The organism is Blastococcus sp. TF02-8 (genome assembly GCF_003319175.1).
In the GTDB taxonomy this organism is placed as follows: Bacteria; Actinomycetota; Actinomycetes; order Mycobacteriales; family Geodermatophilaceae; genus Blastococcus.
The window spans coordinates 69,359-92,956 of the sequence record NZ_QOHK01000010.1; the positions used below are offsets into that span (position 1 = coordinate 69,359).

At 73.7% G+C, this 23,598-nt stretch carries 23 protein-coding genes; 9 read left to right on the forward strand and 14 right to left on the reverse strand.

All coding sequences use genetic code 11. The features are described from left to right. Positions 1-10 precede the first annotated feature (10 nt). The gene (locus DQ237_RS17025; RefSeq protein WP_113801328.1) at positions 11-1,597 is read left to right on the forward strand and encodes a methyl-accepting chemotaxis protein; all 1,587 of its coding nucleotides are present in this window, start codon (positions 11-13) and stop codon (positions 1,595-1,597) included. A 213-nt stretch (positions 1,598-1,810) separates the two neighbouring features. Here the strand turns inward: DQ237_RS17025 and DQ237_RS17030 are convergent, their stop codons facing one another. Continuing rightward, positions 1,811-2,302 (reverse strand): phosphoribosyltransferase, encoded by a 492-nt coding sequence (locus DQ237_RS17030; RefSeq protein WP_113801366.1) that lies wholly within the window; start codon positions 2,300-2,302, stop codon positions 1,811-1,813. 152 nt (positions 2,303-2,454) lie between these two features. Between DQ237_RS17030 and DQ237_RS17035 the strand changes: the two genes are divergently transcribed. Continuing rightward, complete coding sequence (locus tag DQ237_RS17035) at positions 2,455-3,447, forward strand: sensor histidine kinase (RefSeq protein ID WP_166509660.1); 993 nt, start codon at positions 2,455-2,457, stop codon at positions 3,445-3,447. Positions 3,448-3,458: 11 nt separating this feature from the next. On the opposite strand, the gene DQ237_RS17040 is transcribed toward DQ237_RS17035, so the two are convergent. From DQ237_RS17040 to DQ237_RS17050, 3 genes are all read right to left on the reverse strand, one after another. Next, positions 3,459-5,300, reverse strand: coding sequence for a GGDEF domain-containing protein (locus DQ237_RS17040; RefSeq protein ID WP_113801330.1), 1,842 nt, complete (start codon positions 5,298-5,300; stop codon positions 3,459-3,461). A 64-nt stretch (positions 5,301-5,364) separates the two neighbouring features. Continuing rightward, positions 5,365-6,378, reverse strand: a complete 1,014-nt coding sequence (locus DQ237_RS17045; RefSeq protein ID WP_113801331.1) for an ATP-dependent DNA ligase — start codon at positions 6,376-6,378, stop codon at positions 5,365-5,367. Positions 6,379-6,448: 70 nt separating this feature from the next. Beyond that, on the reverse strand, positions 6,449-7,873 hold the full coding sequence (locus DQ237_RS17050; protein WP_369832232.1) for a SulP family inorganic anion transporter: 1,425 nt from the start codon (positions 7,871-7,873) through the stop codon (positions 6,449-6,451). Positions 7,874-8,030: 157 nt separating this feature from the next. Here DQ237_RS17050 and DQ237_RS17055 point away from each other — a divergent pair, with 157 nt between their 5' ends. Then, a complete protein-coding gene (locus DQ237_RS17055; protein ID WP_166509661.1) occupies positions 8,031-8,540 on the forward strand; it encodes a DUF1992 domain-containing protein in 510 nt (169 codons plus the stop codon). On the opposite strand, the gene DQ237_RS17060 is transcribed toward DQ237_RS17055, so the two are convergent. Continuing rightward, positions 8,534-8,887, reverse strand: a complete 354-nt coding sequence (locus DQ237_RS17060; RefSeq protein WP_113801333.1) for a hypothetical protein — start codon at positions 8,885-8,887, stop codon at positions 8,534-8,536. The two genes, DQ237_RS17055 and DQ237_RS17060, sit on opposite strands and share 7 nt — an antisense overlap. A gap of 136 nt (positions 8,888-9,023) precedes the next feature. Here DQ237_RS17060 and DQ237_RS17065 point away from each other — a divergent pair, with 136 nt between their 5' ends. After that, positions 9,024-10,109: an alkene reductase gene (locus tag DQ237_RS17065; RefSeq protein WP_113801334.1), complete on the forward strand. Its 1,086-nt coding sequence runs from the start codon at positions 9,024-9,026 to the stop codon at positions 10,107-10,109. A 46-nt stretch (positions 10,110-10,155) separates the two neighbouring features. Here the strand turns inward: DQ237_RS17065 and DQ237_RS17070 are convergent, their stop codons facing one another. After that, complete coding sequence (locus DQ237_RS17070; RefSeq protein ID WP_113801335.1) at positions 10,156-11,364, reverse strand: globin domain-containing protein; 1,209 nt, start codon at positions 11,362-11,364, stop codon at positions 10,156-10,158. 161 nt (positions 11,365-11,525) lie between these two features. Between DQ237_RS17070 and DQ237_RS17075 the strand changes: the two genes are divergently transcribed. Beyond that, positions 11,526-12,437, forward strand: coding sequence for a sensor domain-containing diguanylate cyclase (locus DQ237_RS17075; RefSeq protein WP_113801336.1), 912 nt, complete (start codon positions 11,526-11,528; stop codon positions 12,435-12,437). A 1-nt stretch (position 12,438) separates the two neighbouring features. Here DQ237_RS17075 and DQ237_RS17080 read toward each other — a convergent pair whose 3' ends face one another. Next, positions 12,439-13,080: an NAD(P)-dependent oxidoreductase gene (locus tag DQ237_RS17080; protein WP_113801337.1), complete on the reverse strand. Its 642-nt coding sequence runs from the start codon at positions 13,078-13,080 to the stop codon at positions 12,439-12,441. 120 nt (positions 13,081-13,200) lie between these two features. Here DQ237_RS17080 and DQ237_RS17085 point away from each other — a divergent pair, with 120 nt between their 5' ends. Beyond that, entirely contained in the window at positions 13,201-14,334 is a 1,134-nt protein-coding gene (locus DQ237_RS17085; RefSeq protein ID WP_113801338.1) for a serine hydrolase, read from the forward strand. Beyond that, a complete protein-coding gene (locus tag DQ237_RS17090) occupies positions 14,334-14,885 on the forward strand; it encodes a hypothetical protein (RefSeq protein ID WP_113801339.1) in 552 nt (183 codons plus the stop codon). The genes DQ237_RS17085 and DQ237_RS17090 overlap by 1 nt, the downstream gene beginning before the upstream one ends. Before the next feature lie 70 nt (positions 14,886-14,955). Here DQ237_RS17090 and DQ237_RS17095 read toward each other — a convergent pair whose 3' ends face one another. The 5 genes from DQ237_RS17095 to DQ237_RS17115 all read right to left on the reverse strand — a co-directional run bounded on the left by DQ237_RS17095 (position 14,956) and on the right by DQ237_RS17115 (position 19,679). Next, positions 14,956-15,885 carry an oxidoreductase gene (locus DQ237_RS17095; protein WP_113801368.1) on the reverse strand — a complete coding sequence of 310 codons (930 nt, stop codon included), beginning with the start codon at positions 15,883-15,885 and terminating at the stop codon, positions 14,956-14,958. A 49-nt stretch (positions 15,886-15,934) separates the two neighbouring features. After that, entirely contained in the window at positions 15,935-17,143 is a 1,209-nt protein-coding gene (locus DQ237_RS17100) for an EAL domain-containing protein (protein WP_113801340.1), read from the reverse strand. Positions 17,144-17,275: 132 nt separating this feature from the next. Then, on the reverse strand, positions 17,276-17,674 hold the full coding sequence (locus tag DQ237_RS17105; protein WP_113801341.1) for a hypothetical protein: 399 nt from the start codon (positions 17,672-17,674) through the stop codon (positions 17,276-17,278). A gap of 41 nt (positions 17,675-17,715) precedes the next feature. After that, positions 17,716-19,206, reverse strand: a complete 1,491-nt coding sequence (locus DQ237_RS17110) for a uracil-xanthine permease family protein (protein ID WP_113801342.1) — start codon at positions 19,204-19,206, stop codon at positions 17,716-17,718. Positions 19,207-19,277: 71 nt separating this feature from the next. After that, the gene (locus DQ237_RS17115; RefSeq protein ID WP_113801343.1) at positions 19,278-19,679 is read right to left on the reverse strand and encodes a DUF4345 domain-containing protein; all 402 of its coding nucleotides are present in this window, start codon (positions 19,677-19,679) and stop codon (positions 19,278-19,280) included. A gap of 180 nt (positions 19,680-19,859) precedes the next feature. Here DQ237_RS17115 and DQ237_RS17120 point away from each other — a divergent pair, with 180 nt between their 5' ends. Next, positions 19,860-20,381, forward strand: coding sequence for an RNA 2'-phosphotransferase (locus DQ237_RS17120; RefSeq protein ID WP_240619702.1), 522 nt, complete (start codon positions 19,860-19,862; stop codon positions 20,379-20,381). Positions 20,382-20,402: 21 nt separating this feature from the next. On the opposite strand, the gene DQ237_RS17125 is transcribed toward DQ237_RS17120, so the two are convergent. After that, complete coding sequence (locus tag DQ237_RS17125) at positions 20,403-21,488, reverse strand: PP2C family protein-serine/threonine phosphatase (RefSeq protein WP_240619703.1); 1,086 nt, start codon at positions 21,486-21,488, stop codon at positions 20,403-20,405. A 103-nt stretch (positions 21,489-21,591) separates the two neighbouring features. Continuing rightward, a complete protein-coding gene (locus DQ237_RS17130) occupies positions 21,592-22,782 on the reverse strand; it encodes a Cache 3/Cache 2 fusion domain-containing protein (protein ID WP_240619704.1) in 1,191 nt (396 codons plus the stop codon). Positions 22,783-23,172: 390 nt separating this feature from the next. Between DQ237_RS17130 and DQ237_RS17135 the strand changes: the two genes are divergently transcribed. After that, the gene (locus DQ237_RS17135; RefSeq protein ID WP_113801347.1) at positions 23,173-23,562 is read left to right on the forward strand and encodes a hypothetical protein; all 390 of its coding nucleotides are present in this window, start codon (positions 23,173-23,175) and stop codon (positions 23,560-23,562) included. Positions 23,563-23,598 lie beyond the last annotated feature (36 nt).

Below are 23,598 nucleotides of genomic sequence, written 5' to 3' on the forward strand. Positions count from 1 at the left end.
TGGAGGCGTCGTGCTGCGTTCGTTCTGGATGGACCGCCCTCTGGGCGTCAAGCTTGCGGCACTGGTCGGGGCCGGTGCGCTGGCGCTGGGCGGATTCGCCGTCATCTCCGTTTCGGCGCTCCAGGACACCGGGGAGCGGGCCGACGACATCCTCGCCAGCACCGAGTCCACCGGCGATGCGCTGCTCGCGGACATGATGCACGACGCCGTGCGGGCCGACGTCCTGCAGGCGCTGCTCAGCGGCGGACGCGGCGACCTGTACACGGCGGCGGTGTCCGACCTCGCCGACCACAGCGAGACCTTCCGCGGCCTGATCGAGGAGATCCTGCAGGAGGGGCTGAGCCCCGAGGTCACCGCCGCCACGGAGGCGGTGGCTCCCGCCGTCGAGGAGTACCTCGACTCCGCGCAGGCCATCATCGCGACCGCCGGCACGGACCCGGTCGCCGCCCAGGCCTCCTACCCGGAGTTCGCGGAAGCCTTCTCGGCGCTGGAGGACGCGCTGCCGACCATGAGCGACGCCATCACCGAGTTCGCCGAGCAGGCCGAGCGCACGACCACCGACGAGCGCGGCACCGCCATCAGCATGTCGATCGCCGTCGCCGTCGGGGGCGTCCTCGTCCTCGGCCTCCTGGGCTGGATCGTCACCCGCTCGGTGGTCGGGCCGGTGCGCCGCGTCGCGGCCGTGCTCGACGCCCTCGCCGACGGCGACCTGCGCGCGTCCGCCGACGTGACCAGCAAGGACGAGGTGGGCCGGATGGCCGGCTCCCTCGAGGCGTCGATGACGACGCTGCGGGCGCTGATGGCCGCCATCGGGGACAGCTCGACGACGCTGGCCTCGGCCACCGAGCAGCTGTCGGCCAGCGCCCAGGACATGGCCCGGCTCGCCGACGAGTCCTCGACCCAGAGCGGCATCGTCGCCGGAGCAGCGGTCCAGGTGTCGGAGAACGTGCAGACCGTCGCGGCGGGCTCGGAGGAGATGGGCACGTCCATCCGCGAGATCGCGCAGAACGCCAGCGAGGTGTCGCGGGTGGCCGGGCAGGCCGTGGTCGTCGCCGACGACACGACGGCGACGGTCGCCAAGCTGGGGGAGTCCTCGCTGGAGATCGCCGGCGTCGTCAAGGTCATCACGAGCATCGCGGAGCAGACGAACCTGCTGGCGCTCAACGCCACCATCGAAGCGGCCCGCGCCGGTGAGGCGGGCAAGGGGTTCGCCGTCGTCGCCAACGAGGTCAAGGAGCTGGCCCAGGAGACGGCGAAGGCCACCGAGGACATCTCCCGCCGGGTCGGCACCATCCAGGCCGACACCGACGGCGCGGTCCGGGCCATCGGCGAGATCTCGGCGATCATCGCCCGGATCAACGACGCGCAGTCCACGATCGCCGCGGCCGTCGAGGAGCAGACGGCGACGACGAACGAGATGAACCGCAACGTGGCCGAGGCGGCGACCTCCGCCGGCCAGATCGCGCAGAACATCGACGCGGTGGCCGCGGCGACCGTGTCCACGACCCGCGCCATGGGCGATGCGCAGGCCGCGATCGACGAGGTGGCCCGCATGGCGTCCTCGTTGAATTCCTCGATCGCCGCGTTCCGGTACTGAGCGGAGCATTCCGGAACCGGAAAGGTCCTCCGTTCGGGTGGTTCCGCTGTAGTCGGTCCAGCCCCCGACCGATGAAGGGGGCACGCGGCACCGGGAACGCCCGGTTCCGGCAACTTGGTCGCGGGGCCCGGCGCATGACGCGGCGCCGGGGCGACCTGGGGGGACGACGGCGGCGGGAGCGATCCCGCCGCCGTCGGTCTGTCCTGACCCGGGTCAGGATCCCGTGGACCCGCGACGGCGGACCGGTGCCTCGGCCGACCAGGGGAAGTCGACCCACCGGTCGGTGCGGCGCCACACGTAGTCGCAGCGCACGAGGGAGCCGGGTTTCTCGTAGACCACGGCGGTCCGCACGTCGGCCACGTGACCGGCGCAGAAGTTCCGCACCAGGTCCAGCGTCTTCCCGGTGTCGGCCACGTCGTCGGCGACCAGGACGTCCGCGCCGGTCAGGTCCACCACGTCCAGCATGGGCGGGAGGACGACGGGCAGGTCCAGCCGCTGGTCCACGCCGGTGTAGAACTCGACGTTCATCACGAAGAGGTTCTTCACGTCCAGCGCGTAGCCCAGGGCGCCGCCCAGGAACACGCCGCCGCGGGCGATGCAGAGGACCAGGTCCGGTTCGAACCCGTCGTCGGCCACCTGCTGGGCCAGGTCGCGGGTGGCGAGCCCGAACGCGTCGTAGGTCAGCACCTCGCGGTCGTGGTCCACGGGGCGCATGGTGCACGTGAAACATCGCGGACGGGAGTCGCGGCTGCGTCGTCCCCGTTGCGCGGGGCCGGTGGGCGAACCCCGGCGAACATGTCCCACAATGTTCAACCAGTCGGCCGGGAATGCTGCGGCCAGCAGGATCTGAGGGCGACATGGCTGAACCGACGGACCCGGGCCCGGTGCTCGACCGTCGCGGTGCGCCCGGCTGCTCGGGGCACGCGCACACGGCGCTGATCGCCCGTTCGGACGAGGAGCTGGTAGCCGGCGTCGTCCCCTACGTCGAGGAAGGGCTGCGCGCCGGTGACACGGTGCTGCTCTGCCTCCCTCCCGACACGCACGGCCTGGTCACCTCCGCCCTCGGCGAGCGTGCCTCGGCCGTGGAGAGCGACTCCCGCATCTGCCTCCTGGGCGCCCGGGTGGCCGACGCGATGGGCGTGACCCGGGAGTGGATCACCCGTGCCGCCGGCTCCGGCTCCGGCCGGCTCCGGATCGCGGGCCAGGTGCAGTTCGGTGCCGAACCCCGCAGCTGGCGGGAGGGCCTCCGGTACGAGGCGGCGGCGAACCGGATCCTGGCCGACGATCCGGTGTCCGCGCTGTGCCTGTTCGACCGGCGTGCCCTCCCGGCCGAGGTGCTGGGTGGCGTCCCCGCCACGCACCCCGAGCTCCTCGTGGGCGGTCAGCTCGTGCCGAGCAGCGCCTTCGCGGACCAGCGCGAGTTCGCCCTGCGCCTACCCCTGCCGCGCGAACCGCTCGAGGACGCGGGCCCCGTCTTCGCCGCTACCGACTCGCCGTCGCTGGCGTCGCTGCGGGGTGAGCTGCGCCGGGTCATCCACGAGCGCGTGCCCGATCCGGACCAGGCAGAGGACCTGCACTTCGCCGCGAGCGAGGTCGCTTCCAACGCCTTCCGGCACGGATCGCGGCCGGTGTCGGCCCAGGTGTGGGTCGACGAGGACCAGCTGATCTGCGCGATCACCGACAGCGGGCCCGGCTTCGACGACCCGTTCGCCGGCTTCCGTCCCGCCCATGGCGACGACCTGGCCCTCGGGGGCATGGGGTTGTGGCTGGCTCGCAAGCTGTGGGACCACGTCGACGCGCTGCCGCGGCGGCCCGGTGTGACGGTCCGGTTGAGCAGCCGCCTGCGCTGACCCGGGGCGGCTCAGGCGAGCACGGACTCCGTGGCGTCGAGCAGCGCGCGGCTGTTCTTGCCCGTCCGCTTCGCCCGGTACATGGCGGTGTCGGCCCGGTGGAGCAGCCGGTCTGGGGTGCATCCCGGGTCGGCGAGCGCGCCGCCGATGCTCGCGGTGACCGTCACCGTGTGGCCGGCGACCTGCACCGGCAGTCGCATGGCGGCGAGCAGCCGATCGGCGACCTCACGCAGCCGGTCGGCGTCGGCCTCGGCCAGCAGGAGCGCGAACTCGTCCCCGCCGAGCCGGGCGACGACGTCGTCGCCCCGGACGTCGGCCGACAGCCGGGCCGCGACGGCGAGCAGCAGCTCGTCGCCGGCGGCGTGGCCGAGGGTGTCGTTGACCGCCTTGAAGTCGTCGACGTCGACGAACAGCACCGCCGGGGGTGAGCCGGCGCCGATGTCGCCGGTGGCCGCCGCCAGTCGCTCGTTGAAGGCGGTGCGGTTCAGCAGACCGGTGAGCGGGTCGGTGCGGGCCTGGCGGCGCAGCTCGTCCTCGAACAGCTTGCGGTCGGTGACCTCGCGGAAGTTGACCACCCAGCCCTCGATGCCGAGGGCGTCGACGCGGCCGCTGATGCGCATCTCCACCCAGCGCGTGCCGCCCGAGCTGTGCTGCACGCGGATGTCGGTGTCGACGACGCCCGAGTTCGCATCCCCCGACCGGCCGGCGGCGGCGACGGCGGCGCGCAGCCGGGGCTGGTCGCGGGGGTCGGCCAGCGAGATGGCGTCCCGGCCGAGGTAGTCCGCCGGCGGCCGGCCGAGCAGCGACTGGACCGCCGGGCTCATGTAGGCGATGGTGCCGGCCGCGTCGACGATCGTGATGACGTCGGCGGCGTTCTCGAGCAGGATCTGCAGCCGTGCCTCGCTGGCGGCCAGTGCGGCGCTGGTGCGCTCGCGCTCGCGGTTCAGGGCGAAGAGCCGCCACAGCGCCAGGCCGGTGAGCAGCGAGCTGCCGGCCCCGAGCACGTAGCCGATTCCGCCGTGGCCCATCGTCCAGAGGACCAGCAGAGCCGGACTGACCAGCAGCGCTGCGCTCACGCTGATGACCCGGCCGGACGTGGCCTCCTGGTCCGAGGCGGTGGCCTGGCCCATGGTCGCGACGGCGGGGTGGCGGCCGGCCAGGACCAGGGCCGCGACGGACAGCAGCGGCAGGGGGTCGAGCAGTGCGGAGCCGCGCAGGGTGGCGCCGGTGAGGATGGTGCCGCCGTAGCCGACGACCGCCAGGGCGGCCGCAGCGAACAGGGCCGTGGTAGTGACCGACCGGCCGCGCGACAGGGCCAGTGGGACGCAGACGACGAGCAGGACCGCGGTGAGCAGCGGGGTGCCGATGCCCACCTCGATCAGGTCCACCGACATCGAGTGCTCGTCGCCGCGCACGGCGAGCACGGCGAGCCCGGCGGCGAGCAGGAGCGTGGCGGTGTCGATCCAGGCCGCCCGGTCGCGCCGACGCCGGCGGCGGCGTACGACCCCCAGGGCGCCGACGACGAACGCCGCGTAGGCGGCGACGTCGAGAGCGGACTCCAGCGGGGTGGTGACGGGGGTGGCCACCCCGGCCAGCGAGAAGACGTCGGCGACGCAGCTCAGGGCGAAGAAGACCAGGCCCAGGCCGAGACCGGCCCACGCGACGACCAGCTCGGTGCGGTGGCGGCGCAGCGCGACCAGCACGGCGGCGAGGCCGAGGGCGAACAGCGGGATCTCCGCGGCGGGCCGCCAGGGGCCGTCGGGGACCAGGGTGACGATCAGCGCGACGACCAGCACCGCCACCGCCGCGTGCCGCCACGCGGCGCGGGCGGTCGGGGCGGGGGAGCCGGTCACGCCACCCCATCGTCACGTCCTCCGCGGTCCTTGACAGTTTTCTCCCCCGACCGGGGTGCGTCGCTCAGACCATCGGAGGCAGATCCGAGACGCGGAGGTCCGGACGAGTGCGCACGAACCGCAGCGGGTGCCGGAACACGCCGGCCTGCAGCGCGGCGTCGGCGCTCACCTCCACGACGACCACGGGGTCGACGCGGGTCAGCGGGACCGCCAACCGGCTCCCGCCGAAGCGACCCGTGCCGATCCGGTCCGGCCACGGGTGGTCGTCGGCGGCCGGCCGCAGGACCGCGGCGAGCTCGGCCGACTGCTGGGGCGTCAGCGGGCTGGTCCGGCCGACGACGACGAGCTCACCGTTCCGGTACCGCCCGGCCACCAGCTGGCTCGGGCGGTCGATGGGACCGATCACCCCGCCGGCGAGGACCTCGGTGGTCTCCCAGCTCTTCACCTTGAGCCAGTCGCGCCGCCCGGGGGCGTAGCGGGTGGCCGCGCCCTTCACCACGAGCCCCTCGATGCCGGCGGGGCGGAAGTCGGCGAACCACTGCTCGGCCTCGGCCAGGTCGGCGGTCATCGGGGAGAGCTGCATGGGTGGAGCCCAGCGCCCGGCGAGGTCCTCCAGCGCCGCCCGCCGGCGGGTGAAGGTGCGCCCGCGCAGGTCCTCGCCGCCGGCGGCGAGCAGGTCGAAGGCGACGTAGGAGGCCGGGGCCGCGCCCACCTGGGCCGCGATGCGGCCGGGGGCGCTGACCATCCGGCGCTGGAGGAGCCCGAAGTCCAGCCGTTCGCCGTTCCAGATGACCACCTCGCCGTCGACGACCGATCCGGCCGGGATCTGCGCGAGCGCTGCGGCGGCGACGTCGGGGAAGCGGTCGGTGAGGTCGCGCCCCTGCTTGGACCACAGCCGGGTGGAGCTCCGCTCCCGGACGATCACCAGCCGGTAGCCGTCCCACTTGGGCTCGTAGCGGCACCCACCGCTCAGCGCGGCCGGCCGTGGGATGGCGCGCACCGGCTTCGCCAGCTGCACCGCGACCGGGCCGGCGAGCTCCGGTGGCAGCGCGGGCAGGCCGGGGGCGGACAGGGGCACCCGGACAGCCTGCCGACCCGGCGGCCGCGGCGCACGCCGGCCGCATCGGCTCACACCCGATCGGGTCCGGTCAGTCGAGCTGCCCGGTGTGCCGCTCGAACCGGTCGGCGGAGTGGCCCTCGAGGCCGACGATCGTCGCCGTCTTCCCACGGGCCGCGTACTTGTGGGTGATCGCGTCCAGCACCGCCACGGTGGAGGCGTCCCAGACGTGCGCATCGGAGAGGTCGACCACCACCTCCGCGGGGTCGTCGGCGTAGGAGAACTGGTGCACCAGGTCGTTGCTGGAGGCGAAGAAGAGGGCGCCGTGCACCGCGTAGACCGGGCGGCCGTGCTCGTCGGTGGAGCGGGTCACGGTGACCAGGTGGGCGACCCGGCGGGCGAAGAGCACGCACGCGGCGACCACACCCACCCCCACGCCCAGGGCCAGGTTGCGGGTGACCAGCGTGACCACGACGGTCGCGACCATCACGGCGGTCTCGCTGCGCGGCATCCGCGGCAGCGTGCGGACGCTGTGCCAGTCGAACGTGGTGAGCGCGACGAGGACCATGACGGCGACGAGGGCGGCCATCGGGATGGCCGCGACCACGTCGCCCAGCAGGACGGCGAGGACCACGAGCAGCGTGCCGGCGAGGAAGGTCGACAGCCGGGTCCGACCGCCGGACCGGACGTTGATCATCGTCTGGCCGATCATCGCGCAGCCGCCCATGCCCCCGAAGAAGCCCGTGACGACGTTCGCCGCGCCCAGACCCCAGGACTCGCGGGTCTTGTCCGAGGGGGTGTCGGTGAGGTCGTCGACCAGCTTCGCCGTCATCAGCGACTCCATCAGCCCGACGAAGGCGAGCCCGAGGGCGTAGGGCCCGATGATGCGCAGCGTCTCCCAGGTGAACGGCACGTCGGGGACGGCGAGGGCGGGGAGCCCGTCGGGCAGCGCCCCCTGGTCGCCGACGTCGGGGACGTCGACGCCGCCGACGACGGTGACGAGGGTCAGGACGGCGATGGCGACCAGTGGCGCGGGGACCGCCGTCGTCCACCGGGGGACGAGCTGGATGATCAGCAGGCCACCGGCCACCATGGGGTAGACCGGCCAGGGGACACCGACGAGCTGGGGCAGCTGGGCGCTGAGGATCAGCACGGCCAGTGCGTTGACGAAGCCGACCATCACGCTGCGCGGGACGAAGCGCATGAGCCGGGCGATGCCGGCGGCGGCCAGCAGCATCTGCGCCAGACCACCGAGGACGACGGCCGCGACGAGGTACTCGACGCCGTGCTCCTGGACCAGCGGGGCGATGACGACGGCGGTGGCACCGGCGGCCGCCGTGATCATGCCGGGCCGGCCACCGGTGAACGCGATGACGACGGACATCGTGAGCGAGGTGAACAGCCCCACCCGCGGGTCGACACCGGCGAGCACGGAGAAGCTGATCACCTCGGGGATCAGCGCGAGGGCGACGACGAGGCCGGCGAGGACCTCCGTGCGGACGAGGCGCGGCGTCAGCCAGGCGGGCCGGGTCCGGCGCGGGGGCAGCAGCGGGGAGATGGTCGCGTCCTTGTCGGCTGGGGCGGTCGCTCGAGTCTGCGGGAGCAACACGGCTTGCCGGGGAGCTCGGGAAGGTGCGTGCTTGGTCACGCCCGGGGCGGGGAACGGTGGAGTCGTGACCGAGCGGAAGCCTCCAGGGGTCTCCTTCGAGACCTGGGTGGAGACGCAGATCGCCCGGGCTGCGGAGCGCGGGGACTTCGAGGGCCTGCCCGGCGCCGGTCACCCCCTGCCCCGGCGGGACCGGGACGAGACGGCCTACGACTGGGCCGTCGCCAAGGCGCGGCGGGAGGGCGTGGACACCGCCGCGATGCTGCCTCCGGGGCTGGCCCTGCGCCGCGAGCGCGACGAACTGCCCGGGCGGGTGGCGCGGCTGGCGTCGGAGGCGGAGGTGCGCGCGGTCGCCGAGGACTACAACGCCCGGGTGGAGGCCTTCTGGCGGCAGCCCCAGGAGAGCCGGTGGTCACCCGTGCCGGGGCTCGCCGATGCGGAGGCGCTGCTGTCGGGCTGGCGCCGGGCGCATCCGCCGGTGCTGCCCTCGCCGACCCCGGAGGTGGTGGAGGTGCGCACGCGGCGCCGGTTCGCCCGCTTGTCCGCCCGATTCCGCAGGCGACGTGGCGATCAGTAGGAGGCGGCGGCCACCGCCGAGGTGAGGACGAACAGCGCGACCGCCAGCGGGCCGAGCGCGATCGCCGCCCGGCGCACGGCGGGCCGCCGCACGCCCCGGGTCGCGAGCAGCGCGAGAGCAGCACCGGCCAGGAGCAGCACGCCCTGCACGATCCAGCCGCCGGTGAGCCAGCCGTTCGCGGTGGCGCACGGCGAGCACCCGGTGGAGGTGCAGTCGAAGGTGTTCGTGCAGTCGGTCATCGTCCCGAAGCCGGCGCCGAAGCTGCCGAGCGTGGCCAGGAGCAGCACGATGCCCAGGGAGATCCGCAGCGGCGTCCGGGCCGACGTGGCGTCGGGCGTGCGGCTCATGCGCGCACTGTGGCAGAGCGGGCGCCGGGATCGGGTGCGTCGGGGCCTCGACTCCCCGGGAGGCCCCGACCGACCCGATCTCGTGACGGGTCCCTCATCCGGGATCGATCGGGCGCGCGGCTTGGTTGCGCCCGGCATGGACCTGTTCTCCCCCGTGCGCCTCGGCGACCTGCACCTGGCCAACCGCGTCGTGATGGCGCCCCTCACCCGCATGCGGTCGGGCCGGGCCGGCGTGCCGCGCGACATCGTCGTCGAGCACTACGAGCAGCGGGCCGGCGCGGGTCTGATCATCACCGAGGGCACGTTCCCGAACGAGGAGTCCCGCGCCTTCGCCGGCCAGCCGGGGATCGTGACCGAGGAGCAGGCAGCGGGCTGGAAGCGGGTCGCCGACGCCGTGCACGAGCGCGGTGGGCGGATCGTCATGCAGGTCATGCACGGTGGTCGCGTCTCCCACACCGAGCTGACCGGCACCCGCGTCGTCGCCCCCAGTGCGATCGCCATCGACGGCGAGGTGCACGTCGGCGGCGGCGTCAAGAAGGCCTTCCCCGTCCCGCACGCACTGACCACCGAGGAGGCCCGCGCCACGCTCGGGGACTTCGTCACCGCCTCCGAGCGCGCCGTCGCCGCGGGCCTGGACGGCGTCGAGCTGCACGGCGCCAACGGCTACCTGCTGCACGAGTTCCTGTCGCCGGCGTCCAACCAGCGCGACGACGTCTACGGCGGCAGCCCGGAGAACCGCGCCCGCTTCGTCGCCGAGGTGGTGACGGCGGTGGCCGAGCGGGTCGGCGCCGGCAAGGTCGGGCTGCGCATCTCCCCCGAGCACAACATCCAGGGCGCCCTGGAGACCGATCGGGCCGACGTGCTGGCCACCTACGGCGCGCTGCTCGACCAGCTGCGTCCCCTCGGCCTGGCCTACCTCAGCGTGCTGCACCGGGAACCCGCCGGCGATCTCGTGCAGGAGCTGCGCCGTCGCTTCGGCGGGCCGCTCATCGCCAACAGCGGTTTCGGCACCGTCACCACCCGCGAGGAGGCCGTGCGGCTCATCGACGACGCGCACGCCGACGCCGTGGCCGTGGGGCGGGCGTTGATCGCCAACCCCGACCTGGTGGAGCGGTGGCAGGGCGAGCACCCGGAGAACCAGCCCGACCCGGCGACGTTCTACGCCTCGGGGCCCGAGGGCTACACCGACTACCCGTTCCTCGCCGCCGCCGCCGACCGCTGAGGACGGCCGGGCCCGTCGTGCGCGACGGGCCCGGCCCGGTACCGGCTCAGTCCAGGTCGGCCTGCCAGAGGTCGGGGCCGAACACCTCGTACTGGATGTCGCGCGGCGGGATCCCCCGGTCGATCAGCGCACTCCGCACGGCCTGCATGAAGGGCAGCGGGCCGCACAGGTAGTAGACCGCGCCCCACGGGAGCTCGACCTCCGAGAGGTCCATCTGGCCCGCGTGGACGCCGTCCACGGGCAGGGAGCACTCCGCCCCCCGCTCGAACCACACGTGCAGCGAGGCGTTGGGCAGCTTCCCGACGTCTCCGAGCACCTGCTCGCGCAGGGCCCAGGAGCTCTCGTCGAGGTCGGCGTGCCAGAGCCGCACGTCCAGTCCCGAGCCGGCGTGCGCCAGGTGCGAGAGCATGCCGGCCATCGGGGTGATCCCCACGCCCGCGCTGAGGAAGACCACGGGGCGCCCCGAGTCGTCGAGGACGACGTCGCCGAAGGGCAGCGACAGCTCCAGGCGGTCGCCGACCTGCACGGAGTCGTGCAGCAGGTTCGACACCTCGCCGTCGGGCTTGTTCCCGCCGTGCACGCGCTTGACCGAGAACTGGCGGTGCTCGCCGTCGTCGGCGCGCGTGAGGCTGTACTGCCGGGGCTGGCGGACGCCGTCGGGCATGACCGGGCGCACGGTCACGTACTGGCCGGGGAGCGAGGTCTTCACCAGGCGGTCGTCGACCCGGCGGACCCGGAAGGTGACGACGTCGTCGGTCTCGCGGATCTTCTCGGCGACCTCCCACTCCCGCCAGACGGTCTCCGGCCGCACGCCGCGGGCGCTGTAGAGCCCGCGCTCCTGGTTGATCAGGGCGTGGGCCATCAGCCAGTAGACCTCGTCCCACGCGGCGGCGACCTCGGGCGTCACGGCGTCGGCGAGGACGTCGGCGATCGCCCAGAACAGGTTGTCGTGCACCACCTGGTACTGCGCCGGCGTGATCCCGAGCGAGGCGTGCTTGTGGGCGATCCGGCTCAGCAGGTGCTCCGGGAGCTGGTCGGGGTGGTTCACCAGCGCGGAGGCGAAGACCGCCACCGAGCCGGCCAGGGCCAGCTGCTGCGTGCCCTCGGACTGGTTGCCCCGGTTGAACGTCCCGTCGAGCAGCTGCGGGTGCTCCCCGAACAGATGGGCGTAGAACCGGCGCGCGATCTCCTGGATGTTGTCGGCGACGGCGGGCAGCGTGGCCTCGATCACCGGCTTCGACTTCTCGGACAGCATGCGTCTTCCCCCTGTGGCATGGCGTTCGCGTGCCCGTCCCACGTTAGGCAACGGCCCGTGGCGGGGCAGGGGGAAGTGGGCTGACGGCGTCGTCCGCCCGACGTATGGTCACCGCTCCGGACCGGAACCGGATCGACCCCTACGCGCAGAGGTGAGGCCACGTGTCGGCTGAGGAGGACGCCCGGCCCGTGGCCGGTGGCGCCTCCGAGCAGGCGCAGCTGGCGCACGCGTTCGTGCAGGCCGTCGAGGCGCTGCTGTGCATCGTCGCCGAGGACGGGCGGATCCTGTTCGCCAATCCGGCGCTGCAGCGGTTCACGGGACTGGACCGCGACGAGCTGGTGGGCCGGCGCTTCACCGACGTGTGGGTCGCCCCGGAGGACGCCGCCTCGGCCGAGCACGCGGTCCGGTCGGCGATCGAGACCGGTGTGGCCCATCCGCAGGAGGGCGACTGGCTCGCCGCGGGCGGCGAGCGCCGGCGGGTGACGATGCGCAACACCGTGCTGCGGGACGACGGCGGCCGGCCGTTCGCGGTCGCCTGCGTCGGCATCGACGTCACCGACGACCGGGCCCGGGAGGCCACCCTGCGCCGCCAGACCCGGACCGACCCGCTCACCGGGGTGGCCAACCGAGGGGCGCTGTTCGACGCGCTGACCTCACGGCTGGCCGGTGACCACCCCGCGGACTGCGGCCTGCTGTTCTGCGACCTCGACGACTTCAAGACGGTGAACGACGAGCACGGCCACGGCGCGGGCGACCGCCTGCTGGTGGAGGCCGCCACGCGGCTGGCCGAGGTCGCGGGTCCGGAGCACCTGGTGGCCCGGTTCGGGGGCGACGAGTTCGTGGTGTTCTGCCCCGACGCCGACGAGCAGGAGCTCCGGGAGCTGTCCACGCGGGTCTCGATGCGGCTGGGCGCCCCGTTCACCGGTCCGGACGGCGCGCTGCGCATCGGGGTGAGCGTCGGTGCGGCCATCGGTCACGCGGGGGAGTCCGCCGACGACGTCATCGCCCGCGCGGACCGGGCCATGTACGGGGCGAAGAGCCACCAGCGGCGGCGGCGTCCTCGCCCCTCGTGAGTCAGTAGGCGACGGTGAAGCGGGCCCGTCGGTGCGCCGGGGTCTCGATCTCGTCGACCAGCGCGCAGGCGAAGTCCGCGCCGCCGATGAAGGAGTTGCCCTCGGCGTCGGTGAGCAGCAGGTCGCCGCCCACCCGGTAGGCGCCCCGTTCCTCGCCGGGCGCGTAGGCGCCGTAGCCCGCGGGCGGGCAGAGGTAGAACCAGTCGAGCGTGCCGGTCGTGCGCAGGTCGTCCAGGGCGCCGGCCATCTCGAGGCTCTCCGGCTTGTAGTCGGCCGGGAACTCGGGGGTGTCGAAGAGCTGCGGCCCGCCCTCGGCCACATGCAGCGATCCGGCCCCGCCGACGACGCCGAGGCGGACGCCGGCCTGCTCTGCCTCGGCGGCCAGGGCCGCGATGCCGGTGCGCACGGCCCCCTCCATGTCACCGCGCGGGGCGACGGCCACGACCAGCACGTCGGCCGCCTCGAGCGCCGCGCGGCGGGTGGTCTCGTCGAGCAGCGAGCCCTGCTCGTAGCGGACGCCGTCGACCCGCTGCTCGGGAAGCGTCCGGCTGAAGGAGGTCACCTCGTGACCCCGCCGCGCCGCCTCCGCCACCAGGTGGCCGCCCGTGTATCCCGTACCGCCGAAGACGCTGATCCGTGTCATGCCCAGGGAACCCGCGGGGGCGGACGGCGATTCCTCCGACGGGCGCGGATGCCGCCCGTCGTGTGGCCGTGATCTCATGCCAGGGGGCGACGACGGGGTCGCCGGCGGCGGGGAGGGTCGATGGCTGAGGTCCACGGTCGGTGCGACGAGCGGTTCGCCGCGGTGCGCGAGGCGCTCGGGCAGCAGCTCGACGGCGAGGAGCTCGGCGCGTCGGTCGCCGTCGACCTGGACGGCGAGACCGTCGTCGACCTGTGGGGCGGCTACCGGGACGAAGCTCGGACCCAGCCGTGGTCGGAGCACACGATCGTCAACGTCTGGTCGACGACGAAGTGCGTGCTGGCGCTGGCCGCGCTGGTGCTGGTCGAGCGCGGCGAGCTGGACCTCTACGCGCCGGTCGGCGACTACTGGCCGGAGTTCTGCGCCAAGGGCAAGAGCCAGATCGAGGTGCGGCACCTGCTGGCGCACACCTCCGGCGTCTCCGGCTGGGAGCAGCCCTTCTCGATCCGCGACATGTACGACTGGCCGTCGGCCACCGAGCGGCTGGCGCAGCAGCGGCCGTGGTGGGAGCCGGGCACGGCCTCGGGCTACCACGCGAACAACCAGGGGCACCTGGTCGGCGAGATCATCCGCCGGATCCGGAACCAGACCCTGCGGCGGTTCATCGCCACCGAGATCGCCGAGCCCCTGGGTGCGGACTTCCAGCTCGGCGCCCGCGAGTCGGAGATCACCCGGATCGCGCCGGTCGTTCCGCCGCCGCCCCCGGACGTCGACCCGCGGACGCTGGACCCGGAGTCGGTGGCGGTGAAGACGTTCACCGGGCCGACCGCGTCGGCGAAGGCGGCGAACACCCCCGAGTGGCGGGCCGCCGAGCTGGGCGCGCTCAACGGCCACTCGAACGCCCGCGGGGTCATGTCCGTGCTGCGGGTGCTCTCGCTCGGCGGCGAGGTGAACGGCGTGCGGCTGCTCTCGCCGGAGACGATCGAGCTGATCTTCGACCAGCAGTCCGACGGCGTGGACCTGGTCCTGGGCGCGCCGTTCCGGTGGGGGATGGGCTTCTGCCTCGGCTCGCCGACCGTGCCCTACGTGCCCTCCGGTCGGACGTTCTTCTGGGGCGGCTGGGGTGGCTCGCTGGCGGTCATGGACCTCGACCGGCGGCTGACGATCACCTACATGATGAACAAGATGGGCGGCGGGCTGATCGGCTCGTCGCGGAGCGAGGCCTACGTCCGGGCCGTCTACGACGCGCTCGGCTGATGGATCTCGACGCGATCCTGCCGCGGCCGGAGCACGTGACCCGGCAGGTGCGCTGGATCGATGCGTCCCCGGCCGCGGTGTGGGACGCGCTGCACGCGGTGCGGCTGTCGGAGCTGCCGGTCACGCTGGCGCTGTCGGCCGCCCGCTTCCTGCCGGTGGTGCTGTCGGGCCGTGGCCTCGGCGAGCTGCACGACCGGCCGTTCCTCGACGCCCTGCCCGTTCCGCTGCTGTCGTCGCGGTACCCGTCGTCGGTGGTGTTCGGCGGTGCGCTGGAGGCCTGGAAGCTCTCCGGTGGGGACGCCGGCCCGGAGCTGGACGCCGAGGAGTTCCGCCGGTTCACCCAGCGCGGCTGGGTCAAGGCGGCGATCGACTTCCGGCTCGTGCCGCGCCGGGGCGGCACGGAGCTGAGCTCGGAGACCCGGGCGATGTCGACCGACGCACGGACGCGGGCGAAGTTCGATCCCTACTGGCGGCTCATCCGGCCGGGCAGCACCGCGATCCGCTGGGAGGTGCTGACCGCCGTCGAGCTCAAGGCCACCGGCCGCCGCTGAGGGCAGAAAGTGCACGAACCGCCCCGCTCGGCCGCCGCGCCGAGGGCAGATAGTGCACAAAACGCCCCGGTCAGGGGCGGGGGACGTCCAGGACGACGCCGGTCTCGCGCTCGGAGACCGCCCACAGCTCGGCGATGCGCGTCCCCAGGTCCCAGCGTCGCAGGATCGGACGGCGGACGGCGGGACCGTTGGACGCGTACCGCGGCGCGTAGAGCTCCCCGCCCCGCGACACCGGGTCGGTCGCGGCGCGCAGCTGCGGGCGGGCACCGAGGGCCGCGGGCATGCCGCTGCGCGTGGCCAGCACCTCCGACGCCGCACCCAGCCACCCGGCGCCGCCCTCGCGGACGGTGCGCGACTGCAGGTCGGTGTTCGACAGCCCGGGGTGGGCGATGTTGCTGAGCGCGCGCACCCCGGCCTCCTCGAACCGGCGCTGCAGCCCGAGCCCGAAGTGGTAGTTGGCCCACTTCGCCCGGGCGTAGGCGCGCCACGGCCCGTAGCCGCGGGTCAGGTGCGGATCGGCCGGGTCCACCGGGCCGCCACCGAACCGCGCGGTGCTGGTGACCGTGACGACGCGCGCCGCCTCGGCCCGGAGCAGCGCGGGCAGCAGGTGGGCGGTGAGGGCGAAGTGGCCGAGGTGGTCGACGCCGAACTGCATCTCGAAGCCGTCGTCCGTGGTGCGCTTCGGCATCGCCATGACGCCGGCGTTGTTCAGCAGCAGGTCCACGCGCGGGTGCGCGGCCAGGATCGTCTCCGCCGCGGTGGCCACCGAGGCCAGCGACCCCAGGTCCAGCGGCACGATCTCGGTCAGCGCGGCGGGGTTGCGGGCGCGGACGTACTCCTCCGCGCCGCGGGCCTTGTCCTGGTCGCGCGCGGCGATGACGACGTGCGCGCCGGTCCGGGCCAGTTCCTGCACGCAGACCAGCCCGAGGCCACCGTTCCCGCCGGTCACCACGGCGACGCGGCCGGTCAGGTCGGGGATGTCCGCGGGGGTCCAGGTCATGCCGGCCAGTCTGCTGGTCCGGACCACGCCGGGCAGGGCGGGAGGGGGGTCAGGCGTCCAGGGGGGTGGGGGGAGCGGCGAGGACGACGCCGGCGGGCGCGATCTCCTCGGCCGGGGCGGGCGCGCCGAAGAGCCACCCTTGGCCTCCGTCCACCCCGAGGGCGCGGAGCACGGCGTACTCCTCGGCGGTCTCCACGCCCTCGGCGATGACAGCGGCGCCGAAGCTGTGCGCGAACTCGACCATCGACTGCGCGAGCTTGGCGAGCACCGGGTCCCGGTCGACGCCGCTGATGATGCTGCGGTCGAGCTTGATCACGTCGGGGGCCGCCATGACGATGTGGCGCAGCGAGGAGAACCCGGCGCCGACGTCGTCGATGGCCAGGCGCATGCCGCGCCGGCGCAGCGGGTCGAGCACCTCGGCCAGCAGTGCGTAGTCGTGCACGGGGTCGTGCTCGGAGAGCTCGAGCAGCACGCGGTCGAGGGGGAGGCCGGCCAGGAGCTCGCCGCACTCCGCCGTGGTCAGGGTCTGGGGGGAGACGTTGAGCGACATGTAGCCCTCGACCCGGTCCAGGAGGGCAGCGGCGCGGGCCAGGGCGAGCAGCTCCAGCCGGTCACCCTGCCCGATGCTGTGCGCCTGGTCGAAGACGACGTCCGGCGTGGTCTCCCACTCGAGCGGAAAGCGGCTGAGTGCCTCCGCGCCGACCCGTGCCCCGGAGCACATGCTGACGATGGGCTGCAGGACGACGTCCGGACCGCCGGCCGCGAGCACCGGCGCCAGCCGGTCGCTGATCGCCGCCTGCTGCTGGTCGAGCCGGAACCGCGGCTCGATGACCACCGCCGCCGCTTCGGCGAGGATCTCCATGAGCAGCACGTCCCGGTCGGACACCTCGGGGTCGGTGGTCAGGCCGAAGGCGCAGAAGGTGCCGTAGACCTCGCCGTCGCTGAGGACGACGGGCACGCTGACGTGGCTGCGGATCTGCGGCAGGTCGGCGGGGTGCAGGTCGACGGCGAGCGGGTGGGCGCGGGCGTCGGACAGCACGCGAGGCAGGCGCCCCTCCACCACGGACAGGCAGAAGCCGCTGTCCCGCGGGCCGCTGTAGCCGGCCTGGATGTCCGGGAGGACGGAGTCGACGACCTCCAGGGTCCGGGTGGTGTCGTCGATGCGGCTGAGGAAGGCCACGCTGAGTCCGAGCTTGTCGCGGGCGGTCCGGAGCAGCTGCGCGATCTGCCGTTCCGTCTCCGAGCCGTACGCGTGCACACAGACCTCCCCCCGTGATCCCGTGCCGGGTGCATCGACACCCGCGGGCGGCGCCTGTAGGCGCGCGGCCGAATCTGTTCCGATTCTGCCCTCGATCGGGTGACTGCCGTCACACGGGGTCGGCGTGCCGCCTCAGATCCACGCGGCCGAGGGCCCCATCCCGGCCTCGCTCGGGCACAGGCGCAGGAAGCGGTCCTCGGAGGTGCCCGTCCAACGCGCCGGCTCCGCCAGGACGGCGCGGGCAACGGCCGGCTCGGGCACCCGCCGGGAGCGGCCGTCGTTCCAGGCCCGCCACTCGCGCACGCTCCGCGGCCGTGGCGCGTCGTCCGGCGGATCGGCGTAGAGCTCGATCAGGCCGGCGTCGAACCAGGCGAGCAGCTGGCGCGAGCACTCGGCGGGGTCCCACGGTCCGTGGTCGTGACCGCCCCGCCCGTCGGAGACGCCGAGCGGCACCTCCCACAGCCAGGACTCCTCGACGACGGCGAGGTACATCTGCTCGACGAACTCGGAGGGCTCGTCGGCAGGGGGCACGACCGGACGCTACGGCCGGATCAGCCGCCCGGCAGCACGGTTCAGGGGGCCGAGCGGTCCGTGGCCGGCACGGCCTCCTCGCCGTGCACGGAGCCGAAGGTCGACCCGGCGGCCGGGTGCGGGCCCTCGCGCAGCAACGACGCCTTCATCTCCGCCGGCGCCAGCGCACGCGCCACGTGCCAGCCGGCGACCGCGACGATCGTCCCCAGCGCGATGCCGCCGAGGGAGAAGTCGTCGGTGATCTGCAGCAGTGGCGCGTCGTTGCCCGAGTTCCCGACGGCGATGACGATCCCCGCCGCCAGCGGCACCAGGTTGACGGGGTTGGCGAAGTCGACGCGGTTCTCCTTCCAGATCTTCGCGCCGAGCAGGCCGATCATCCCGTAGAGCACCACGGTGATCCCGCCGAGGACGCCGCCCGGGATCGCGTTGATCAGCGCCCCGAACTTGGGCACCAGGCCCAGCACGATCGCCACCACCGCCGCCACGTAGTAGGCCGCCGTCGAGTACACGCGCGTCGCCGCCATCACGCCGATGTTCTCCGCGTACGTGGTGGTGGGCGAGCCGCCGACCGAGGTCGCGAGCACCGTCGTCACACCGTCGGCGAGGACGGCGCGCCCGATCATCGGGTCGAGGTCGCGGCGGGTCATCTCGGCCACCGCCTTCACGTGACCGGCGTTCTCCGCGACCAGCGCGATCACCGCGGGCAGCACCAGCAGCGCGGCGTTGAACGAGAAGCTGGGCCCGGTGAGGTGGGGGAGCCCGAACCACGGGGAGTCGCCGACGGCGCTGAGGTCCACGCGATCGTGCGCGAACGGCGTGGGCAGGCAGTACGCGCCGGCCTTCTCGCACACCTCACCGGCGGCGTCGCGAAGGTTCTGGCCCGGCAGCGCGGAGGTGATCGGACCGGCCGTCAGGTCGAGGACCACCGACAGCAGATAGCCGAAGACCAGGCCGAGCAGGATGGAGATCCGGCCGAGGAAGCCGCGCAGCAGCACCGAGGCGACGAGGACGAACGCCATCGTGGCCAGCGCGACCCACTGGTCCTGCGGCCAGTACGTCGCCGTCGCCACCGGCGCGAGGTTGAAGCCGATCAGCATGACGACGGCGCCGGTCACCGCCGGTGGCAGCACGCGGTTCACCACACGCACGCCGGCGACGTGGATCACCAGGCCCACCAGCGCCAGGACGACGCCCGACACCAGCAGCGCGCCCAGCACCTCGGCGTCCGAGCCCCCGGCTGCCCGCACGGCGACGACGCCACCCACGAACGACGCCGAGCTGCCCAGGTAGCTGGGCACCTTCCCCTGCACGATCAGCAGGAACAGGATCGTCGCGACCCCGCTCATCATGATCGCCAGGTTCGCGTCCAGGCCCATGAGCAGCGGGAAGACGAAGGTCGCCCCGAACATGGCGACGACGTGCTGCGCCCCGATGCCCACCGTGCGCGGCCAGGAGAGCCGTTCGTCCGGCGCGACCGCCTCGCCGAGGGGCGGGGTCCTGCCGTCCCCGTACAGCTTCCAGCCGAACGACATCGGTGCCTCCTCGACCTGCGCGATTGCTGGCGCGCATCGTTCCAGAGGCCGATGTCGATGCGACGAACCCGTCAGGCGCGCGCGGCGACCCGTCGCTGCCAGGCCACCAGCGCCGGCGTGCCGAGCAGCTCGAGCGCGGCGCCGGCCACCAGCGCCGGCTGCGGCTTGCCCGCCTTCTGCCAGGCCAGGAGCCGGACCAGACCGCCCACGAAGAGCGCGCCGGACACACCGCGGACCAGCGCGCCCGAGCGCTCGACCCGCGGGATCGCCGACCAGATCAGCGGGGCCACCGCGGCGTAGACGGCGTGCGTGTAGCGGTACTCGTTCTCCACGTCCGGCGCCAGGGGGCCGGTGTTGCCGGGCAGGGAGGCCGGCCCGAGCAAGGCTCCCCCGAGCCCGGAGGCCAGGGGGATGGCGGAGAGGACGCCGAGGGTGATCTGCAGGCCGCGCCGGCCGCCGTCGGAGGAGGTCATGCCAGGACCGTGGCACACGACCGGCGTCGCGACCAGCGCGGATCCGAGCGGGCCTCCTCGAGCGGGCCTCCATGAGCCGAGATCGGGTCGGACGGGGTCTCCCCGGTCCGGCACGCCCCGCCAGACCCGTCCTCGTCGCCGATGGGGTGCAGCGGGGCACCGTCGCCCGACAATGGCGGCGTGGACGTCGTCCGGACCAGCAAGCGGCTCTCCTTCGTCCTCCGCCATCGACCGCAGGCCGTCGGGCTGCGGCTCGACGACGCCGGCTGGGTCGACGTCGACGCGCTGCTGGCCGCGCTGCACCTGACCCGCGAACAGCTCGACCGCGTGGTCTCCACCAACGACAAGCGGCGGTTCGAGATCGTGGGAGACCGGATCCGCGCGGTCCAGGGGCACAGCGTCGCCGTCGACCTCGGCTACGCGCCGGAGCGGCCGTCGGCCGAGCTGTTCCACGGCACGGTCGAGCGGTTCCTCCCGTCGATCCTCGCCGAGGGGCTCCGGCCCCGTCGGCGGCACGCGGTGCACCTCAGCGCCGACGTCGCGACCGCCCGCGCGGTCGGTGCGCGCCGCGGCCACCCGGTCGTCCTCGGCGTGGCCGCCGGTCGGATGGCCGACGACGGCGTCGCGTTCACCCGCTCCGCCAATGGCGTCTGGCTGGTGGACGCCGTCCCCCCGCCGTACCTGGCCGTTCTCGAGGGCTGAACGTCACCCGGGACCCGGGCGTCAGCGGGGGAGCCGGACCGCCAGCAGGGCGATGTCGTCGTCCCCGCGCGAGCCGAGCGCACCCAGCAGCCCGTCGCACACGCGGTCGAGCGGCTCCAGGCCGATCCGGCCCAGTGCCCGGACGAGCCACGCGGTTCCGTCGTCGAGGGTCATCCCCCGACGCTCGACCAGGCCGTCGGTGTAGAAGAGGACGGAGTCTCCGCGCTGCAGCTCGGTCGTGTGCTCCGTCCGGACCGCTCCGACGGAGCCGGCACCCAGCAGGCGCTCGGGGGTCCTCTCCAGCAGCGCGGCGGTGCCGTCGGCGCGCACGAGCACCGGCGGCGGGTGCCCGGCGTTCGACCAGCACAGCGGCGCCGAGGCACCGGCGCCCCGGATGTCGACCGTCGCGACGGTCACGGTCACCAGGGAGTCCAGGGCGAGCCCGTCGAGCACCTCGTCCAGCGCCGTGAGGAGGCCGGCCGGTGAGGTGTGGCCCGACGCCGCCAGCGCGCGGACCATCCCCTTGGTCTGCGCCATCGTGGCCGCCGCCGGGGCGTCGTGCCCTGCGACGTCGCCGATGACCAGCATCATCCGGCCGTCGGGCAGCGGAAAGGCGTCGTACCAGTCGCCCCCCACCTGTGCCCCCTGGTCGCCGGGCAGGTAGCGGGCCGCGGTCTCCATCCCGGGAACCTGGGGTGGTGAGCCCAGCAGGGCCCGCTGGAGGGTCTCGCTGGTGCGGACGACGGCGCGCGTCGAGGCCGCCTCCGCGCTGAGCCGGGAGGCGTGCGCCTCGTGCCGCAGCCGCCGGTCGCAGGTGGCCACGGCCAGCGCTCCGCTGAGCAGGACGGCGACGAGCCGGATCGTCTGGGCCAGGGCGGCGTCCGAGGTGTACTGCTGCGAGTAGAGCCCCAGCAGGGTGGCGACGACGAAGGCTGCCGCCGCGTAGCAGATGGTGGCCCGCCGGCCCAGCGAGGTCGCGGCCACGAGGGGCGCCATGACGCTGAGTCCGAGGACGACGTGCCCGCGGCCGGTGACGATCTCGCCCAGCACGACCAGGACCAGGACGACCGCGGGGACGGCCGCATCGATGCGCCCTGACCGGTTCACCACGTCTCCTCGTCCGGCCCGGTGCGGCGGCTGCTGTTGAACCGACCGCACCAACCTAGACGACGACACCACCGCGCCGGGATCCCCGGGCCGTACCGGCCGCTCAGGTGGTGGGGCCGGGCAGCGAGTCCAGGGGCAGCCCGACGTAGAGCATCCCGAACAGGACGTCGTCGTCGTCGTGCAGCCCGGCGTAGGCGGTGAAGTACTGCCGCCCGGCAACGGTGGCCTCACCGGTGTAGACCTGCCCGGCCAGGACGGCCGCGAGCACGGGGTTCGACGTGCCGTCGGCGCCGACGCGGGGGATGTAGGTGCCCACGTTCCGCCGGCCCGCGGGGTTGAGCACCGTGGTCGCTGCCCGGACCATGCTGCCCTGGTCGTCCAGGCGCTGGAAGAGCGTGCAGCTGCCGCCGACCTGGCGCACCACCTCGTCGACCAGGAGTGCCGGGCGGTGCGGGTCGTCGCTGCGGTCGAGGACGACGTCCCCGATGACGACGTCGGCCAGCTGTGCCGTGTGCGCGGCCCCGCTGACCTGGTCCTTGGCGGTCACCGTGGACCGGTGCTCGCCGAGGCGCGCCCCGCCGAGCTCGGCGAGGTGCTGCTCGGCGACGGTGAGGGCCCGCCGGACGTAGACGACGCGCTGGCTGTCGGCCAGCTGCGCGACCGCATCGGTGATCCGGGCCGAACCGCTCGCCGCCCGGTCCACGTTCTCCACGACGCGCTCCGTGGCTGCCCGCTGCTGCTCGACGGCGGCGGCGATGGCGTCCTGCGCCTCCGCGATGGAGCCGAGCGTCCCGGTGATCCGCTGGATCACCTGGACCGCCTGGGCGGTCTCGTGCTGGACCGCCTTGATCTGCGCGTCGATGTCCTGGGCGGCCTGAGCCGTCCGGTTGGCGAGCTCCTTGACCTCGTCGGCGACGACGGCGAAGCCGCGGCCGAGCTCGCCGGCGCGGGTCGCCTCGACGGAGGCGTTGAGCGCCAGGAAACGGCTCTGCTGGCTGATCGCGGTGATCATGCGCACGAACTGGCTGATCGACTCGCTGGCGGTCTGCAGCGCGGCGATCCGCTCGTCGACCGCCTGCGCGTCGCGCACCGCCTCCTCGGCGACCGAGGAGGCGCGGCTGGTGCTGGTGGAGATGTCACCGATGGCCGCGCGCAGCTCCGACAGCGAGGTGGCGGCCTCCCGGGAGGTGTCCGACACCTCGCGCGAGGCCTGGGCGAGCACACCGGCCTGCTGCGCGGCCGCCTCCATGCTCGTGTCGCGCTCCGTGGCGCGACGGCGGGGCGCCGCCCGCACGGGGGCGACGGCAGGAGGCGCCGGCTCGACGGGAGCGACGGACCTCGATGACACCGACGAGCGCACGACCAGACCCCTTCCGGCACCTCGAGACACCACACACCTCGACGCGCCCCGGGGGCAGGAGGTTCCGGAACAACCTAGGCCGCTGCGGCTGGGATCCGAGGAGGCACGCCGAAGCGACCCGAACCGGCGCGAAGCCATTATCAAGAATGCGCTCGGTCACCTTCTTTTCATTGTCGACTCGGAGACTCGAGTTTCTTTTGGGACAAGAGTTAAGAATGAGCCGCGCATTGCCGAGAACTGGGGTGTCGATGGACAGGCCAGTGCCGATGACCCGGGTGAACGGCACCCGGGCGGGCTGAGCCGCTGAGAGAACAGGACCAGGCAATGCGCAAGTCGCGCGTTCTGCTCGCCGGAGTCGCGGTTGTCGCTGCCGGCGTCACCACCTCCGCCTTCACTGCCAGCAACACCGTGCCGTCCAGCACCGCCGGTTACGCCTCCGCGACCGTCAGCGGCGCCACCGCCACGAAGATCACCTACGTCCTCGACCCGACCGACAAGGCCCTGGCCGACGCGGTGAACTTCGAGATCACCGAGAACATCACCGGCATGCAGGCCTACGTGACCCTGCGCAGCGGTGGCGCCTCCGGTGCCGTCGTCGGCAGCCCGGTGCAGTGCACCGTGGGTACCCGCACCACGATCTCCCCGGTCAGCTGCCCGCTGAACGACCGGCACCTGACCGACTTCGACTCCCTCGGTCTGACGATCGCCCAGTAATCCTTCCCGGATCGGGCGGCGCGGCCTGAACGGTCG

Coding starts and splice junctions, on each gene's coding strand:
- DQ237_RS17085 (WP_113801338.1), top strand. CDS start 13,201: ATGGCTGAGGTCCACGGTCGGTGCGACGAGCGGTTCGCCGCGGTGCGC.
- DQ237_RS17135 (WP_113801347.1), top strand. CDS start 23,173: ATGCGCAAGTCGCGCGTTCTGCTCGCCGGAGTCGCGGTTGTCGCTGCC.
- DQ237_RS17095 (WP_113801368.1), bottom strand. CDS start 15,885: ATGACCTGGACCCCCGCGGACATCCCCGACCTGACCGGCCGCGTCGCC.
- DQ237_RS17080 (WP_113801337.1), bottom strand. CDS start 13,080: ATGACACGGATCAGCGTCTTCGGCGGTACGGGATACACGGGCGGCCAC.
- DQ237_RS17115 (WP_113801343.1), bottom strand. CDS start 19,679: ATGACCTCCTCCGACGGCGGCCGGCGCGGCCTGCAGATCACCCTCGGC.
- DQ237_RS17060 (WP_113801333.1), bottom strand. CDS start 8,887: ATGAGCCGCACGCCCGACGCCACGTCGGCCCGGACGCCGCTGCGGATC.
- DQ237_RS17065 (WP_113801334.1), top strand. CDS start 9,024: ATGGACCTGTTCTCCCCCGTGCGCCTCGGCGACCTGCACCTGGCCAAC.
- DQ237_RS17035 (WP_166509660.1), top strand. CDS start 2,455: ATGGCTGAACCGACGGACCCGGGCCCGGTGCTCGACCGTCGCGGTGCG.
- DQ237_RS17070 (WP_113801335.1), bottom strand. CDS start 11,364: ATGCTGTCCGAGAAGTCGAAGCCGGTGATCGAGGCCACGCTGCCCGCC.
- DQ237_RS17090 (WP_113801339.1), top strand. CDS start 14,334: ATGGATCTCGACGCGATCCTGCCGCGGCCGGAGCACGTGACCCGGCAG.
- DQ237_RS17110 (WP_113801342.1), bottom strand. CDS start 19,206: ATGTCGTTCGGCTGGAAGCTGTACGGGGACGGCAGGACCCCGCCCCTC.